The following is a 17,821-nucleotide window of genomic DNA, read 5'->3' on the forward strand; positions in this document are numbered from 1 at the left end:
TGTTAGTTAGTAGTTGATCTAATTTCGATCTCATCGATAAATATCCAGCTTCTGCCATCGTGTTTATAACCCAAATGCCATTCGGGGAGTTCACCTAGTTTTTTCGCAATGACCTTTATATATCTAAAGTCATTTGGGCCATCCTTCACTTCAAAGTTTTGAATATAAGCTTCGTCGCTTTTTTCTTCAGAATTATAGATGGTTTTACCTAATGATTCATAGTTTACGCCGTCTTCCGAAGCCAATACTTCAACTGAAGTCGGTAAGAAGATCCAAGAGCGTTGATCTACTAAGAAGTTTGTGTTGACTAAATTGACATATTTTGGTTTACCCAAATCAACTATTGCCACCACGTCCTCATCCCAATAGCCTTGCCAAGTTCCTGTTCTAAAATCTTTGGTCCCAAGAATGCCATCAATAAGTGCATCATTTCCACCAGCATTATATTGGTTGGCATATTCAGTTTCGAGTTTTATACTAAGGTTGGGATCGATCTTGTAGAACTGTGTCTCAATAGTAGCACTCTTTTTGCCATCTTTTTCTGAATACACTTTTAAAACTGTTGGTTCAGTAATTGTAAAAGGTTCTGTGTAAGGTTGAAATTCACCATTGTCGAAACTGTAATAGGTTGAAACATCCTCTGAAACACTGCCTAACTCAACTTCAGTTTCACCCTTAAAGGCAACATCCCCTTTAGCAATAAATGGCACAGGTACGATTTCATAGTCTTCAATTGCCGTTGTTGGTTCTTGGCCTTCACCTGCTCCCCAATCTGACGGCGTATTTGTCATATGAAATTCTAAGGATCCGCCACCCATGATTTCTTCATGATGAATGTAGGTTCGACCTAAGGGTTCACCATTAAGAAATACCTTTTCAATGTATTTATTTGAAGAGCTAAGGTTATGTGATTGAATGGTGAATTGACTTCCGTTTTCTAGATTGAAGGTGGCTTTATCCATCAATGGTGTTCCGATAATGTATTGATTGGTTCCTGGTGTTACCGGATAAAAACCTAAGGATGAAAAAATATACCAAGCACTCATTTGACCACAATCTTCATTACCCGAAATCCCATCGGGTGCATTTTGATAAAGTTCAGTTAGTATCTGATGTACTTTCTCCTGTGTTTTATGTGGCTTGTTTACAAAATTATAGAGGTAAGCCATATGATGACTTGGTTCGTTACCGTGGGCATATTGGCCTATCAATCCCGTAATATCTGCCTGATTTCTACCTGATGTTTCCGCTTCTGCAGTAAAAAGATTGTCGAGATGCGCTTCGAGTTTATCTTTTCCACCTAGCAAATCAATAAACCCAGAAATATCCTGTGGTACATAATAACTATACTGCCAAGAATTCGCTTCTGTGTAGTTGAAATTAACTTCATAAGGATCGAATGGCGCAAACCATGTATTTCTAAAACGACCGCGCATAAATTGTGTTTCAGGATCAAAAATATTCTTGTAGTACTGCGCACGTTCGGCATAAACTTTATAGTCTTTATCTCTTCCCATAGATTTCGCCATCTGAGCGATCGTCCAATCATCATAAGCGTATTCTAAGGTTTTAGAAACGGATTCACTTTCAAATTCTACAGGGATAAATCCTAGTTTTTTATAAGACTCCAAGCCCAAATGATCTCTCGTTGCAGAGTGTTTCATGGCATCAAAAGCCTTTGTGGTATTATAGTCGCGTATGCCTTTTAAATAAGCATCTGCGATTACAGGAACAGCATGATACCCGATCATACATCCTGTATAACAGCCCGACAAGTCCCATATAGGCATTATCCCGCCTTCGTCGTATTTCGCTAAAAACGTATTGATAAAATGATTGGTGCGTTCTTGCTCTATGATGGTGTACAAAGGATGTGCAGCGCGGTAAGTATCCCATAGCGAAAAGACCGTATAATAATCGAAATCAGCATTGTGAATTTCAAGATCCATGCCTCGATAACGACCATCAACATCTTGATAGCGATTTGGCGCAAGCATGGTATGATAAAGCGAGGTATAGAAATTAGTTTTGTAATCGTTATCAGCACTTTCAACAACGATTTTCTCTAATTGTTTTTCCCAGTAAGATTGGGCTTCTTCCTTTACTTTATCAAAAGTTTTGTTGCCAATTTCAGCGCTAAGGTTCCCTTTTGCGCCCTGTTCATCAACTGCACTTATGGCGATTTTTACATAAACAGGTTCGTTGTTTGGATTGTCGATGATTATCCCAGCTTTTTTACTTTCGAACTTATAATTCTTTGAAACTTGTGATCCATCGTCCTCGTAAACCATACTTTTTATGGGATGCGAAAAGGTCATCGCATAAAATAAACGCTGATCGGTTGCCCAAGCTTTGCTATGTCGATGTCCTTGAATGGTTTTTTCATCGACCTGCTGAATTTTATAGTCTAAAAGTTCATCTCGATGATCTAGATCGAGCATGATCACTTGGTTATCAGCTTCGGGAAATGAATATTTATGCATACCACTTCGCAAGGAAACGGTGAGTTCAACATCTATATTGGTCGAATCTAAATGTACTTTGTAGAATCCTGGTACGGCAACTTCATTATCGTGTGAAAAATGAGCACGATAACCAGCTTTACCATCACTGCCATTATTAAAATTCACTTCATTTGTTGGCATTAATAAAATATCACCATAATCTGAAACGCCTGTACCACTGAGATGCGTATGCGAAAACCCATAAATGTATTCATCTGAATAATGATAACCAGAACAACCATCCCAACCATCGAGACGTGTATCTGGACTAAGTTGCATCATTCCAAACGGTAGTGTGGCACCAGGATATGTATGTCCATGTCCGCCCGTACCAATAAATGGGTTTACATATGAAATTAAAGGTTTGTCTTTTTGAGCGGGAACAATCTTAATGTCGTTTTTACAACCTACTAAGAGGAGAATAAAAAAAACGAAGTGAAGTTTTGATGGCATTAGAAATAGATTACTAATTTTAAGCATCTAATATACTAAAATGCATTTCAAGAAATTAACCGGGATTTTAATTTTACTCATTTCAATTTGTAATTGTAATGAAGAACCGAAGCCAATACCTCAGGCTCAAATTATACCTGCTCCGCAAACCATAGAAGTCCTTGAAAAAAGTTTCACGCTCACCTCAAACATTCAACCAGCGTATGATACTAATCTTGAAGCTTTAGTAGACTACTGTGTTTCATTTTTGAAAAATGGATTCAAAAATAAGAGCAAACCATCCGGTGATGAGACTATTATTCAATTTGTTATAGAAAACAATCTTGATGAAGAGGAATACAAACTTCGAATAGATGAGAAATTAATTGTAATAAACGCAGGTTCTGAAAAAGGCGTTTTTTACGCTTTTCAAACATTGAGACAGCTTTTACCTCCTGAATTTGAAAATGGTGATTATGACGATAATAAGGTAGTATTACCTTGTGTTGATATCCGCGATAAACCAAAATTTGAATATAGAGGCATGCACTTAGATGTTGGTCGGCACATGTATTCAGTTGAATTTATCAAAAAGTATATCGATGCCATGGCTATGCTGAAAATGAATACCTTTCATTGGCATCTTACCGAAGATCAAGGCTGGCGTATTGAGATTAAGAAGTATCCCAAACTCCAAGAAATTGCGGCTTACAGAGACGAAACTTTGGTTGGGCATTATAGCGATCAGCCCCATCAGTTTGATGGTAAAAAATACGGCGGATATTACACGCAAGAAGAGATTAAAGATATTGTAGCCTATGCTGAAGAACGCTTTGTGACGATCATTCCAGAAATTGAAATGCCTGGTCATAGTCAGGCTGCTATCGCTGCATATCCGGAGTTAGGCTGTACTGGAGAACAAGTCAAGGTGGCGAAGAAATGGGGTGTTTTTGAAGAAGTGTATTGTCCGAGCGAAACTACCTTTAAATTTTTGGAAGACGTTATTGATGAGGTCGTTGCCTTATTCCCAAGTAAATATATTCATATCGGTGGCGACGAAGCTCCAAAAACACGATGGAAGAATTGTAGTGATTGTCAGGATTTGATCAAAGAAAAAGGCTTGAAGGACGAACACGGTTTACAGAGTTATTTCATTGCACGTATGGAAAAATACATCAACTCAAAAGGAAAACAGATCATAGGTTGGGATGAAATATTAGAAGGCGGCCTAGCGCCCAACGCTACTGTTATGTCGTGGCGCGGCACCAACGGCGCCATCGAAGCTGCAAAGGCCGGGCACGATGTGATCTTAACACCAACCTCACATTGTTATTTTGATTACTACCAATCTGAAAATGACGACGAGCCATTAGCAATTGGTGGGTTTTTACCCTTGGAAAAGGTCTATAGTTTTAACCCAATTCCTGAAGAATTATCAGATGAAGAATCACAATATGTTTTGGGAGCACAAGGCAATATCTGGACAGAATACATGCCCACTGAGGATCAGGTAGAATATATGGCGTTTCCAAGAATGTTGGCCATGAGCGAAGTATTGTGGACCAATTCTGAAACCAGAAATTATGATGAATTTGTTAAGCGTGTTGAAGCGTTTTACAAAAGACTAGACGCCTTAGACATCAACTATGCAAATCATCTCTACGAAATTGAAGGAAATGTCAGCACGGTTAATGGCAAGACCTTTTACAATCTCAAGACCTTTTCAGAAGGAAAAACAATTCGATATACAACCGATGGAAGTGAGCCAAATGCAAATTCGGCGATTTATAATTCACCAATCCCAATTTCGGAGGACGTGACCATCAAGGCTTCTGTTTTTAATGAGCAACAACAACTGGGGAAACACTTTATGCAGAACATCAAATACCACAAAGCCGTTGGCGCAAAGATTTCCATCAACAAAGAACCTCATAAAGCCTATTTAGGAAGTGGCGCAGAAGGATTAATTAATGGGATTTCAGGTAGTGACAAACGCTATGGCGATAAAGAATGGCTGGGCTTTTGGGGTGAAGATATTGAGATAAAGATCGACTTAGAAAAAGCAACCGAAATTAGTTCCATAAAGACACGATTTCATAACGGCAATGGGCAATGGATCTATGCACCAAAACATATCCGATTAAAGTATATATTGGATGATGGTTCTCTATTTACGGATGATCATAGTCTTAAAATATCGGATGAGAGAATTGTCGATTTTGAAAGTAAAATGATGAAGGTGCCCGGACGAAAATTTTTAATTAAATCAATCACTGTAATGGCACCTAATTATGGAACCATTCCGGAGGGTAAACAAGGAGCAGGCAATAAGGCCTGGACCTTTATAGATGAAATTATTGTTAACTGACAATGGAATGAAACTCGAAATCTGTGCCAATTCATACCAATCCGCAAAAAATGCTCAAGATGCAGAGGCGCATCGTGTTGAGTTATGCCAAGAGTTGTCTGTTGGTGGCATAACACCGTCTTACGGACTCATTCAAAAGGTCGCGCGAGAATTAGACATACCAGTTTTTGTTTTGATAAGACCACGAGGTGGAAATTTTGTCTACACTGACGATGAGTTTGAGATCATGAAAAAAGATATAGAACTCTGCAAAGAATTGGGTTGCCATGGTATTGTTTCAGGTGTTTTAAATCCTGAAGGAACAATAGATCTAAAACGCACAAAAGCCTTGATAGAATTATCTCAACCGTTACCCTTCACATTTCATCGGGCCTTTGATGAAATCGAAGATTCAGAAAAAGCCATAGAACAACTTATCGATTTAGGTGCAAACCGCGTTTTAACTTCTGGGAAACGGCAAACCGCAATGGAAGGTATTGAATTACTCAAAGCGTTGAAAATGTTAGTCGAAAATAGAATAACGATCATGCCCGGAAGTGGAATTAATAGAACAAACGCGTCAGCATTCAAAAAAGCAGGGTTTGAAGAAATTCATGCTTCAGCATCGAAGGTCATTTTACAAGACGGAAGTCTCTTTTTTCAACCGCAGACCGTTTCAGATGTTGCAAAAATAAAAGCCATTTTAAATGAGATATAGTTTACTCATTATCATAATTCTTGTATTCAGTTGTCAGCCTAAACACGACGTTCCGATTACTTTAGAAATTAATCAGAACTGGGAATTTAAAAGCGTTAAAGATTCAGTTTGGCAATCAGCAACCGTTCCGGGAAATGTCTTCAGCGATCTGCTAGACAATGACCTCATTGAAGACCCATTTATTGGAGATAACGAACATAAAGTACAATGGGTTTCAGAGAATGATTGGGAGTATAGAACGCATTTCAATCTCGATGAAGCAACCTTAGAACGCAAACACTTTGAACTTAATTTTGAAGGTTTAGACACCTACACTTCGGTGTATTTAAATGACAGTCTTATACTCAATTCTGATAATGCATTTATCGATTATTCGATTAATGTTAAACCCCTTTTGAAAGCAGAGAATGAGCTGCGCTTAGTATTTGAGCAGACTTCAAAATATGAGGATATCGAAAAAGCTAAATTGCCCTACGAGCTTCCTGAAGGTAATCGTGTTTTCATTCGGAAAGCGCAGTTTCAATACGGATGGGATTGGGGACCAGTGTTAAACACGTCGGGTATTTGGCGACCTGTAAAACTAGTAAGTTGGAACGATTTCAAAATAGAAGATGTTTATGTGAAGCAATTTGAATTATCAGATTCAAATGCTAATCTAATGGCTCAACTCGACTATAAATCTTTCTTAGATAATGAGGACGCTACTTTAGAAGTTTTTGTAAATGACAGTCTCGTTTCACAAAAGATCCTGGAGGCTTCAAATTATGATCCAATCGTCACTTTTCAGATTGAAAACCCAAAACTATGGTGGCCTCACAACTTAGGCGAACCGTACCTGTATGATTTAAAATTTGTGGTAAAAGATGGACAAAAGGTGCTAGACAGTATTTCGGTGAAAAAGGGTTTAAGGACGATTGAATTGGTGGCTGAGAAAGATAGTATTGGTCAGTCATTCTACTTTAAGGTGAACGATGTACCTGTTTATGCCAAAGGTGCCAATTATATTCCTCAACACAGTTTTCAGAATGAAGTCAGCGCATCCGATTATCAGAAATTGTTGAGTGCTGTTGTAACTTCAAATATGAACATGCTCCGAGTATGGGGTGGTGGCATCTACGAGGATGATATCTTTTACGATCTCTGCGATGAGAAGGGAATTTTAGTTTGGCAAGATTTTATGTTTGCCTGTGCCATGTATCCTGGCGACCAAGGATTTATGAATATCGTGGAGCACGAAGCTTATGCGAATGTTAGACGCTTACGCAATCATGCTTCAATAGCACTTTGGTGTGGTAATAACGAAAATTCCGAAGGTTGGCATCGATGGGGCTGGCAGGCGGGTAGAAGTGAGGCCGAAAAAGAGGAGATTTGGAAAAACTATCTAAAGGTTTTTGATTCGTTACTACCTAAAATTGTGGATGATCTCACAGATACTGATTATTGGGAAAGCTCACCTAAATACGGTCGAGGTAATCCTAAATATAAAACTGAGGGCGATGCACACGATTGGTGGATTTGGCACGATGCCTACCCTTTTGAGCACCTTGAAGAAAACGTTCCGCGTTTTATGAGCGAATTTGGTTTTCAAAGCTTTCCGAGTTATGAGGTCATTCGATTTATCAATCAAAATGATTCTTTAGAGATGACTTCGGAAGGGTTTAAGAATCATCAAAAGCATGCTAGGGGTTTTCAGCTAATCGATGAATACATGAAACGCGATTTTCCGGTACCAGCAACTGCTGAAGATTACATCTATATGAGTCAGCTATTACAGGCACATGGCATTGTAAAAGGCATTGAAGCCCACCGACGTGCTAAACCCTACAACATGGGGACTCTCTATTGGCAACTCAATGACTGCTGGCCTGCAGTATCTTGGAGTAGCATGGATCATTTTGGTAATTGGAAGGCGCTGCAGTACAAAGCAAAGCAAGCTTTCGAAAATGTTTTGATCTCGTCAAAAATTGAAAACGACACGCTACAAACTTGGATCGTAAATGACGGTTTGAATACCATCGAGGACAATTTAAGTTTATCAATAAAAAATTTTGACGGCACTATTTTGTGGCAGGATACTATTTCTATTTCAGTCGAAGAAAATTCGAGTGAGATTAAGTTTGAAATTCCTATATCCGATATTCAATTTCCGAGAAGCAGTATTTATTTTGATGTTAGTTTCAATGGCAAAAAATCCCAGAACTTTTTCGTAAAACCCAAAGATCTTGATTTAAAGCAAGCCCCAATTCAAACAGAAATTGAAAAAACAGACGAAGGTTTTAAGATTGTACTCGTGTCTAAGACTTATCAGAAGGATGTTTTTCTTTCTACGAATTACCATGGGCAATTCGAGGAGAATTTCTTTGATCTGCAACCTGGCGAACGCAAGACCGTTATTTTTAAATCTGATGATCAACAACTCGAAAAGGTAAATAGTATTAGTGATTTAAAAATAAAGAGCCTAAACCAATTTATTAGATAGATCAACTTTAAGTTCTATTTACATTAACCGATATTAATGACGTCAATGGCACTAACATTATTGTATTCGATTTAGCCAAATATTCACTTTTAGCCGATCAAACAAAGTTCTTATCAATTAGTTCACCACAAACTTCAAAGGCTCAGAACGGCTGTCTATGACTAGAAAGTACATCCCTTTTGATAAATAACTGACATCTATTTTTTGTTTATCTGCAACTTCTCCAGCTCCTAATTCGGCACCTAATGTATTATATATTTCATAGCTTCGAGCCTGAGTTAAGCCTGATAATTGAATAGATTGGTTTGTTGGGTTAGGGTATAAACTAACATCCGATTCGTCATCAGAGTCTATATCAAAAGAATCGACAGAAAGGGTGTTTAAATCAACCTTAGAGATTTTATTTGCTGAATATTCGGCAATAAAAAGGGTAGTCCCGCTAATAGCTAATCCGTAAGGATCACCTAGTCCAGATAGTAGTGTCTCAACGGTAGGCGTGCTAGCACTAATATCCGGGATACGGTATACTTTATCATCCTGTGAAAAATAGAGTTCATTACCATTAATAGTCATTTCAGATGGAAATGATAAACCAGTTACCACTTCTGTAGTTGTGGTAGGTAAAGTGCTCGTTATATCTAATTTGGAGATTTCTCCTCCTGTATAATCATTAATGTAAAGGTCATTCCCAGACAAAGCGATCCCCAAAGGTTCGGAAACATCACTAGTAACAAGAGTTGGTGTAGCGGGGAAGGTACCCGTAATATCAAGTTTAGAGACTTGCTGATTGCCAAAGGAATAATTCTCAACAAGGTATAGGAAGTTTCCGTTAAGAAGAAGATCTTCAGGAGCATCTATGCTAGCAGACGATGCTACTTCAACTTCAACAATAGGATTAGCCGTTATATCAATTTTTATAATTTTATTGTCCCAAGATTCTGAAATATAAAGATCGTTTCCATTTTTAGCTATACCTGAAGTTCCATTTAAATTGGCATAAACAACCTCTTCCGTGGGGTTGCTGTCCGTAATATCTAATTTAGATACGCCGCCGTTAGTTTTTGAAAAATACAGATCGTTACCATCTAAGAGTAGATATTTGGGACGATTAATCCCTGTTAAAACATCCGTTGTTTGGGCAAATAGTGGAGTTATACTTACGAGTATAAATAGTAGGTTAATGAATGTGATTTGGGTAATTTTTTTCATTTTTGAATAAATTTTAAAAGTAAGAATAATACTACAAATGTATAAACTATTAGTTAGAATCAAAAAGTAGACTATGAATTTGATCAAACATTTAACTCATCAGATGTAAATCTTGTTTAACTGATATGCGCTCGCCATTTACCTTATAGCCAATCAAAAGCTTTAACAATTTCATAAGATAAGTCGAAAAGCAGATGCTTAACTTTGACAATTAAATTCAACTTATGTTTCGCTGGATCATCTTCGTGGCCATTATAGGTATAGCAGATTACTACGCTTTTCAGGCTTTAAAAACAGTCACTAAAAGTAATTGGTGGTATGCACTTTATTGGTTGTTTACAGTTGCAGTTATAGGGAATTTCATCTTTCAGTTTTACGGATTTAATAGAAGTAACGGATTTTCGCAATCAAACGCTCTGGCTGTTGGTTTTCTCATTGCCATGGTAGTTCCAAAACTCGTTTTAATTGCGGTTATGTTGACCGAAGATGTGTTTAGAGTGCCACAAGGTATTTACAGTTACTTTATGCAAGACGATAGTGCAAGCGGTAACCAAATTAAGCACTTTCCTTCGCGACGAAAGTTTATAAGTCAAATAGCACTAGGCTTAGCAGCTATTCCTTTTGCCTCTGTGCTTTATGGTATGTACAAGGGGAAATATAATTTTAAGGTTTTAAAATATACCTTGAATTTTGACGACCTACCAGAAGCTTTTGATGGTTTTAGATTAACGCAGATCAGTGATGTACATTCAGGAAGCTTCGATAATATCGAAAAAGTATCTTATGCCATCGACCTCATAAATGAACAACAGAGTGATGTTATTTTATTTACTGGTGATATGGTAAATAATAAAGCTGAAGAAATGTTGCCTTATGTAGATATTTTCAAAAAGCTAAAAGCGAAGTATGGCTTGTATTCAGTTTTGGGAAATCATGATTACGGCGATTATGTCCGCTGGAATTCAGAAGAGGCCAAAAAACAAAATCTTGAAGATCTTAAAAACCTTCAAAAGGATATAGGATTCGATCTTCTTTTAAATGAAAATCGCTTCATAGAAAAAGACGGACAACGCATAGCTATTATTGGAGTAGAGAATTGGGGTAAAGGCGGTTTTAAAAAAGCAGGAGACCTCAAAAAAGCAGCGAGCAGTGTAGATAAGGATGACTTCAAGATTTTACTAAGTCACGATCCGAGCCATTGGGACGCTGAGGTGGTTAATGATCCCTATCATTACCATTTAACCTTAAGCGGCCATACGCATGGTATGCAATTTGGGATTGAAATTCCTGGATGGTTTAAATGGAGCCCAGTAAAATGGCGCTATAAACAATGGGCAGGAATTTATGAGGCAGTAGGGCAATACATTAATGTCAACCGAGGATTCGGTTATTTGGCCTTCCCAGGACGAGTGGGAATATGGCCAGAAATAACAGTAATAGAGCTTAAAAAAGGAGCAAAAGAGGCATAATTGCAAACAATTGTTTATTTTTATGTAGCTCATTACAAACCTGATAGAAATTTACTATCAAAATTTTATGTAGGTTTGTATAGCTCATTTGACTAAAACTATAACGTATGTCAAAATTTGGGGAATTAATAGATGTCGATATTCCGGTACTATTAGACTTCTACACGGAATGGAACGACCAATCCATTGCAATGCATGCTGTACTTCGTGATGTGGCGGCTGCTCTAGGCGACAAAGCTAAAGTCATTAAAATTGATGTTGATAAAAATAAAGAACTAGCCGAAGCACTTCGGGTAAAAGGCTTACCAACATTAATTATCTACAAAAATGGTGAAATGAAATGGCGTCATAGTGGCGAGCAAGATGCCAATACCTTAATTGGTATTATACAAGAATATGTTGAGTAATTGCTTTAAAGCTATATCCTTTATTACTATAATGCTCTAATACTTTAGGTAGGGCATATTTCAAGTTGCGTTCGGCTTTCAGACTATCGTGAAATACTACTATACTTCCTTCTTTTGCTACAGAAATCACATTTTTTAAACAAGCATCTTCACTAACTGTTTTATCCCAGTCATAAGATAAAACATCCCATAAAATAATCTTGTACCCCAAACCTTGAAGTTTTTTACTTTGTTTGGATTTAAACTTACCATATGGTGGTCTAAACAGCTTGAAATTTTCGCCAACTGAGGCGTTTGAATATATTGAATTTTGAACCTGAAATGCAATCACCGAATCTGTTAGTTCTGTATTCGCGATATAGACCTTAGACTTATTTTTCCAACCCTTAAAATGATCATAGGTATGATTGCCAATGCTGTGTTCATCTCTTAGTATATTCTGAAAAATTCCGGGGTTGGCTTCAATATTCTTTCCAATACAGAAGAAGGTGGCCTTAGCATTATAGGCTTTTAATGTTTGAAGAACCCAGTCAGTGATTTCGGGCGTTGGGCCGTCATCAAAGGTGAGATAGAGCTCTTTTTCTGTGGTATTGATATTCCAGACAAAATTCGGAAAGATTGTTTTTACAAATCCAGGGGTCTTGGCAGGAATAATTTTCATAAGTTATTCTTCAGGCACAATCGAATCCTGAATGGTGTCGTTTAAAATTGAATTAATATCAATATCCTCTCTTGGTTCAATTTCCTCTTCAGAAGCGCCCATCACATCCAGAAGTTCTAAATAACTATTGAATTTTTTGGTTTCTTCTAAGGCAAATTCTTTGTCGTTGTATATAATCAAAATATCAACCAAAGCTCTATATCTCTGAATGTCTAAGTAGATGTCTTCAATATTCGAAATTTGATCCTCTTCGTCTAATCCGCCGTAATAAATCAAATTTTCCTGATAGATCTTAGAGACGTCTTTATAAAGTGCTCTGCCTTTTTCAACCTTACCAATTTCATAATAGGCGCTGATATAAGGCTCTAGTAGTGAATGGAAACCAAATTTATCAACCGGCATTTTATCCATGGCCAAATCGGCAATTTCTTCAGCTTTATCAAATTCATCATTATTGATATGAGCCTCGATCAATCGTGCAAGATTACCTCTGTAGGTAATACCATTTCTTCGGGTTTCAATATCATGGTAGATATTTTCACCGCTTCCGCCCCAATCCCATGACTTCACCATGTTGTACATTAAATCAGGATCAACACGACCCATTTCATAAGGGTTAGCCCTATCAACAGGCGTTTTTATCGGAACTAGTTTATAGCACATACCATCGAGTTGTAGGTAATCCTTGAGCCAAACATAATCATCATTTCCGAAGGCACCTCCAGTAAAGTAAATTGGTCGCTCCCAATTATTGTTAGCAATGATATCTAGCATCAACAATCGGTTTTTGTAAATATAGCTTCCTTCGATCTCGGCAAAAAGAAAATCTTCAATCTTGTCAGCGTCTTTTGGTTTTACGATACCGTTTTTCAAAACCACATCCTTGTTAACAGGTATGCTAATGTGTCTGGTTGGGAAATAATTAGTCTTTAGAATATGACTTGGATATTGAGCTGGGTCTTCGCCCTGACTCTCAATAACAGCCTTAAATTTTGTTTTAGGATTATCACTAGAAATAAAGTCCATAAATTCCTTAATGTCTAAAGTATCGTTGGCAATACTTCTCGAAATTTCACGGTAAATAATCACATCTCTGTTTCCTCCGCGATATTGTTCGTGGGTCAATTTGGAAGGTATAGGGTCGCTTTCATAAGCTTTTCGTTTCATCTGGTCGATATACCAATCAGTTTGGAATAAGCTGGTGTTCACTACTCTTACATCGGTTCTTACACCTTCAATTTCTTGTAAATACCAAAGCGGGAACGAATCATTATCTCCAATGGTAAATAATATGGCATTAGGTGCACAAGATTCGAGGTATTTACGCGCCATAGCATTGGCAGTGTACTTTCCTGAACGATCGTGATCATCCCAGTTATTTGCTGCTAAAATTCCAGGAACTATAACAAGGCAAGCAATGGTAATCACAGGTGCGAGTAATTTCGATTTGGTACTCGATTTTAGAAGGTCGTAAATGGCATACACACCGAAACCAATCCAAATTGCGAATACATAAAAGGATCCAACTACAGAATAATCACGTTCGCGAGGTTCAAATGGTCTAATATTCGTGTAGAACTGAATAGCTATTCCTGTTAATAAGAAAAAGACTAAAAGTACCCAGAATCTCTTGGCATCGGTATACATTAAAAATAGAAATCCGATAATACCAAGAATAAGTGGTAAAAAGTAATAGGTATTTCTGGCTTTATTTTCTAACACTTCAGTTTGAAGATTATCTTGTGAAACACCCAAATGAAATTCGTCTATAAACTTAATTCCCGATATCCAGTTACCGTCAAAACTGTTGTAGGTTCCTTGAATATCATTCTGTCTACCTGTAAAATTCCACATAAAGTAACGCCAATACATGTAACCAAATTGGTACTGAAACATATAGGCTAAATTGTCTCCAAATGAAGGTTTTTCAACTACTAAATATTGTTGCCCATATCGTCGTAGAAATTGGTCGTAATCTTCATAGTCAACTTCGCGCTGTCTAATTCGCATTCTGAAATCATTCACAATCTGGTCGACACGTCTTTTTTCTTGAAGAGCATATTGACTGGCTTGGTCTTCACTAAGGCCAACACTCAAGGCCTCATTAAATGCTCTGGTCTGAAGGTTAGGATCGACTTTGAAATCGATCAGCCCTGCAAACATCATATAATTGGCAGCATGCTCACTACTCCACATTCTTGGTAAAACGGAAGCGTGCTCGTGATTATAGTTTTGCTTGCTGCCTTCCCAATCGTTAATGATCACGTATTTGCCTGTAGCTTCATCGCGCTCGTAGTTCTTTTTGTCGTCAACAAATGGCTCATCTTTATCTGCACCAGAATAGACCTCGGTAAATTGAGGACCATAAAATAAATGGGTTTCAGGATACTGCTCTAAATTGTAATAGGCTAATAATTCTCTAGCATCTGAAGGGTCATTTTCATTGATAATCACATTAGCGTTTGCTCTAATAGGTAACATCATCCATGACGAAAACCCAATAAAAATAAACATGAGGCAAAGCACTAAGGTATTAATATGAATTAGGCCTTTTTTTCGGGTGTAATTCAAACCGAAATAGAATAAGCCAATAACTAATAAACCGGTTATGATGGTTCCTGAATTAAATGGTAGCCCAATTGAATTCACGAAAAACACTTCGAGATAACCAAATAGTTTTAGTGTTGATGGCAAGAGCAACTTGAATATAAACAGAAGTATTGCTGCTGAGACGATGTTAGCAATGATAAAGCTCTTTACCGTTATTGTTTTGTAATTTTTAAAGTAATAAATAAGTCCTATTGCCGGAATGGTTAATAAGCCCATAAAGTGCACACCAAAAGACAAGCCAATAATAAAAGCAATGAGAATTAACCAGCGATTTCCTCTTGGAGTGTGCATCTCTTGTTCCCAGCGTAATGCGAGGTAAAACATAACGGCCATAATTAAAGTGGCCATGGCATAAACTTCAGTTTCGACGGCATTAAACCAAAACGAATCTGTAAATGTAAAAGCTAAACTTCCAACTAAGGCACTTCCTAAAATTGCTACGCCTTTGTTAGGGCTTGATTCTTTATCGTATTTCACTAATTTAACCAGTAGCATACTTATGGTCCAGAACATAAAAAGAATAGTGAAGGCACTAGCTACAGCACTCATCATATTCATAATCATCCCAATTTGAGATGGTTCGAGGGCAAAGATGGAGAAGAAAGCCCCCATCATTTGAAACAAAGGTGCTCCTGGCGGGTGACCAACTTGCAATTTTGAAGACGTTAAAATATACTCACCAGCATCCCAAAAACTAACTGTAGGTTCAATGGTCAGTGCATAGACTGCAAAAGCTATTGCGAATACGGTCCAGGCTAAAATGTTATTCCACTTTTTGAAGTTAAAATCCGTCATGAAAATCTTACGTATTGATGTTGGCGAATTTACTAATTAATATAGTAATGCCTAAGTTTTTAAGTTAACGTTAAGTAATTTCAATTATTTTCTACTTTTTTTTTGCCTAAGACAAACTTTGTTTTAAATTTGCATGCTCAAATAAACAGAGTGGCCTATGGTGTAACTGGCAACACGTCTGGTTTTGGTCCAGAAGAGTCTAGGTTCGAGCCCTAGTAGGCCAACTGAAATTAAAGTCCTAAACATTTTTGTTTGGGACTTTTTCTTTTTGAAAGATTTTGGAAGAGCACGAATGTTCCTGATCACTCCTACGTCCGCGTACTAATCTGTCATTCCTGCGGCCGCGTACTGATTTGTCATTCCTGCGCCGTTGTGTCGCCGAAGCTTTTCGGTCAATGAGACTAAGCAACATACTGTAAATGGTTAGCGGAGGAGCAAGGCAGGAATCCACTTTGAAGTTATACACGAATACCTCGAATCCTGAGCATATTGCAATCTGAATTTCTATTGTCATGTTAAACTTTCTTGTGCTACCTTGCCATTCCTGCGTCCGCGTACTGATTTGTCATTCCTGCGCCGTTGTGTCGCCGAAGCTTTTCGGTCAATGAGACTAAGCAACATACTGTAAATGGTTAGCGGAGGAGCAAGGCAGGAATCCACTTAGAAGTTATACACGAATAACATGATTGTCTAGAACGCTAATCAAAACTGATTAGGATTTATTACTTCTAGAGTATTCTAAAATTTAGATCTTAAACGTAATCACAGGTCGATCAGCATGATTTACTAAATCTTCACTAATACTACTATTAAAGAAATGGGCAATGCCTTGGCGTCCGTGTGTGCTAATACCAATAAGGTCGGCATCGATCTCTTCCGAAAAATTTAAAATACCTTGCTCAACACTCTTGTCGTTATGCACATTTATGGTGTAGTTTTCAAAGGTCTGGCCAGCAATAAAATCATTAATCCTCGTACGAGAATCGTAAGTAGTAATGAAGTTATTCGCCGTATTCACCAATAATAGATGAATTCTTGAATCGAACAATTGCGCAAATTTTACCGCTTGTTTGTAAGTTTCTTTATTGTCATTTTTAAAATCAGAAGCAAACACAAAATTTCTAATATTGAAACTATTGTGACTGTTTTTAATCACAAGAACAGGAACATCAGAAGATCGTACAACCTTCTCTGCATTAGAACCAATAAACATCTCTTTGATGCCTGAAGCACCATGAGAGCCCATAACAATCAAGTCGATATCAAATTCTTTGCAGGCGTCTTTGATCTCATTAAAAGTAATGTCTGCCTTTACGGTTTCATGAATAGTAATTCCTTCAAGGAAATCATTTTCCATAAGATCTTCGAACTTCTTATGAGCTAGTTTCATGAAAAATAAAGCTTCAGGAACATCACTGTGCGCATTAATGGGATCGATCTGTTGCATAGGAATTTCCATCATATGCAATAGATAAATCTCAGCATCGTGTTTACGTGCTAACATTGCGGCCACTTTGAGCGCATGCTCAGCTTGTTCAGAAAAATCCGTAGGGACGAGAATTCTGTTCATTATGTATTGATTTTAGTTAGTCTTATAAATTTATGAAAATAATTCCACTTTCACGGGCTTTGAAAAATCAATATAAAAGTTGTATATTTGCACCGTTGTTTACGATAATGAATAAGCGAGAGGACGAGGAGTCCTCTCTTTTTATATCAAGTAATGTTTAAGGAAACAGTAAAAGAATTATTAGAAAAGGCATTAAATGAGCGTCAAGACCTCTTTCTCATTGATTTTGACATCCTTTCTGATAATACAATTAGAGTAGTGCTAGACGGTGACAAAGGTGTATTGGTAGAAGATTGCATGTTTGTGAGTAGAGCTATCGAGCACAACTTAGATAGAGACGAACAAGATTTCTCTCTAGAAGTTACTTCAAGTGGTGCAACATCACCCTTGGTGTTTCCAAGACAATACAATAAGCATATTGGTCGCAATTTAGAAGTGAAGACCAATGAAGGCGAAACTATAGAAGGCCAACTTACAGTTACCAACGAAAATGGTATTGTGCTAAAGTGGAAGGCGAGAGAACCAAAACCAGTAGGTAAAGGTAAAGTGACGGTAACTAAAGAGGCAAAAATTGCCTTCGAGGAGATTAAAGAAGCAAAAGTTAAAATAAAATTTTAAGT

Annotated in this window: 11 protein-coding genes and 1 tRNA gene; 7 read left to right on the plus strand and 5 right to left on the minus strand. The window is 37.5% G+C overall.

All coding sequences use genetic code 11. The annotated features are described in order from the left end of the window. Positions 1-2: 2 nt before the first annotated feature. The gene (locus DDY94_RS13665; RefSeq protein WP_111684924.1) at positions 3-2,957 is read right to left on the minus strand and encodes a GH92 family glycosyl hydrolase; all 2,955 of its coding nucleotides are present in this window, start codon (positions 2,955-2,957) and stop codon (positions 3-5) included. A gap of 40 nt (positions 2,958-2,997) precedes the next feature. Between DDY94_RS13665 and DDY94_RS13670 the strand changes: the two genes are divergently transcribed. Genes DDY94_RS13670 through DDY94_RS13680 form a run of 3 tightly spaced genes read left to right on the plus strand, consistent with a single transcriptional unit; the run spans position 2,998 to position 8,480 of the window. After that, on the plus strand, positions 2,998-5,304 hold the full coding sequence (locus DDY94_RS13670) for a beta-N-acetylhexosaminidase (RefSeq protein ID WP_111684926.1): 2,307 nt from the start codon (positions 2,998-3,000) through the stop codon (positions 5,302-5,304). A gap of 7 nt (positions 5,305-5,311) precedes the next feature. Beyond that, positions 5,312-6,001 (plus strand): copper homeostasis protein CutC, encoded by a 690-nt coding sequence (locus tag DDY94_RS13675; RefSeq protein WP_111685035.1) that lies wholly within the window; start codon positions 5,312-5,314, stop codon positions 5,999-6,001. Continuing rightward, positions 5,991-8,480 (plus strand): beta-mannosidase, encoded by a 2,490-nt coding sequence (locus DDY94_RS13680; RefSeq protein ID WP_111684928.1) that lies wholly within the window; start codon positions 5,991-5,993, stop codon positions 8,478-8,480. Before DDY94_RS13675 ends, DDY94_RS13680 begins: the two co-directional genes overlap by 11 nt. 117 nt (positions 8,481-8,597) lie before the next feature. Here the strand turns inward: DDY94_RS13680 and DDY94_RS13685 are convergent, their stop codons facing one another. Further along, positions 8,598-9,689 carry a T9SS type A sorting domain-containing protein gene (locus DDY94_RS13685; protein WP_111684930.1) on the minus strand — a complete coding sequence of 364 codons (1,092 nt, stop codon included), beginning with the start codon at positions 9,687-9,689 and terminating at the stop codon, positions 8,598-8,600. Between the two features lie 224 nt (positions 9,690-9,913). Here DDY94_RS13685 and DDY94_RS13690 point away from each other — a divergent pair, with 224 nt between their 5' ends. Beyond that, complete coding sequence (locus tag DDY94_RS13690) at positions 9,914-11,158, plus strand: metallophosphoesterase (protein ID WP_111684932.1); 1,245 nt, start codon at positions 9,914-9,916, stop codon at positions 11,156-11,158. Positions 11,159-11,265: 107 nt separating this feature from the next. Beyond that, the gene (locus DDY94_RS13695) at positions 11,266-11,565 is read left to right on the plus strand and encodes a thioredoxin family protein (protein ID WP_111684933.1); all 300 of its coding nucleotides are present in this window, start codon (positions 11,266-11,268) and stop codon (positions 11,563-11,565) included. Here DDY94_RS13695 and DDY94_RS13700 read toward each other — a convergent pair. Together DDY94_RS13700 and DDY94_RS13705 are read right to left on the minus strand one after the other, a co-directional pair. Continuing rightward, the gene (locus DDY94_RS13700) at positions 11,543-12,226 is read right to left on the minus strand and encodes a polysaccharide deacetylase family protein (RefSeq protein ID WP_111684935.1); all 684 of its coding nucleotides are present in this window, start codon (positions 12,224-12,226) and stop codon (positions 11,543-11,545) included. The two genes, DDY94_RS13695 and DDY94_RS13700, sit on opposite strands and share 23 nt — an antisense overlap. A gap of 3 nt (positions 12,227-12,229) precedes the next feature. Then, positions 12,230-15,631, minus strand: coding sequence for a glycosyltransferase family 117 protein (locus DDY94_RS13705; protein ID WP_111684936.1), 3,402 nt, complete (start codon positions 15,629-15,631; stop codon positions 12,230-12,232). A 151-nt stretch (positions 15,632-15,782) separates the two neighbouring features. Between DDY94_RS13705 and DDY94_RS13710 the strand changes: the two genes are divergently transcribed. Next, positions 15,783-15,855: transfer RNA gene (locus DDY94_RS13710), tRNA-Gln, on the plus strand. A gap of 521 nt (positions 15,856-16,376) precedes the next feature. Here DDY94_RS13710 and DDY94_RS13715 read toward each other — a convergent pair. Continuing rightward, positions 16,377-17,201 (minus strand): universal stress protein, encoded by an 825-nt coding sequence (locus DDY94_RS13715; protein ID WP_111684938.1) that lies wholly within the window; start codon positions 17,199-17,201, stop codon positions 16,377-16,379. A gap of 153 nt (positions 17,202-17,354) precedes the next feature. On the opposite strand from DDY94_RS13715, the gene rimP reads away from it, so the two are divergent. Next, positions 17,355-17,819: a ribosome assembly cofactor RimP gene (gene rimP, locus DDY94_RS13720; protein ID WP_111684940.1), complete on the plus strand. Its 465-nt coding sequence runs from the start codon at positions 17,355-17,357 to the stop codon at positions 17,817-17,819. Positions 17,820-17,821 lie beyond the last annotated feature (2 nt).

Source organism: Winogradskyella tangerina, assembly GCF_003260205.1.
GTDB lineage: Bacteria > Bacteroidota > Bacteroidia > Flavobacteriales > Flavobacteriaceae > Winogradskyella > Winogradskyella tangerina.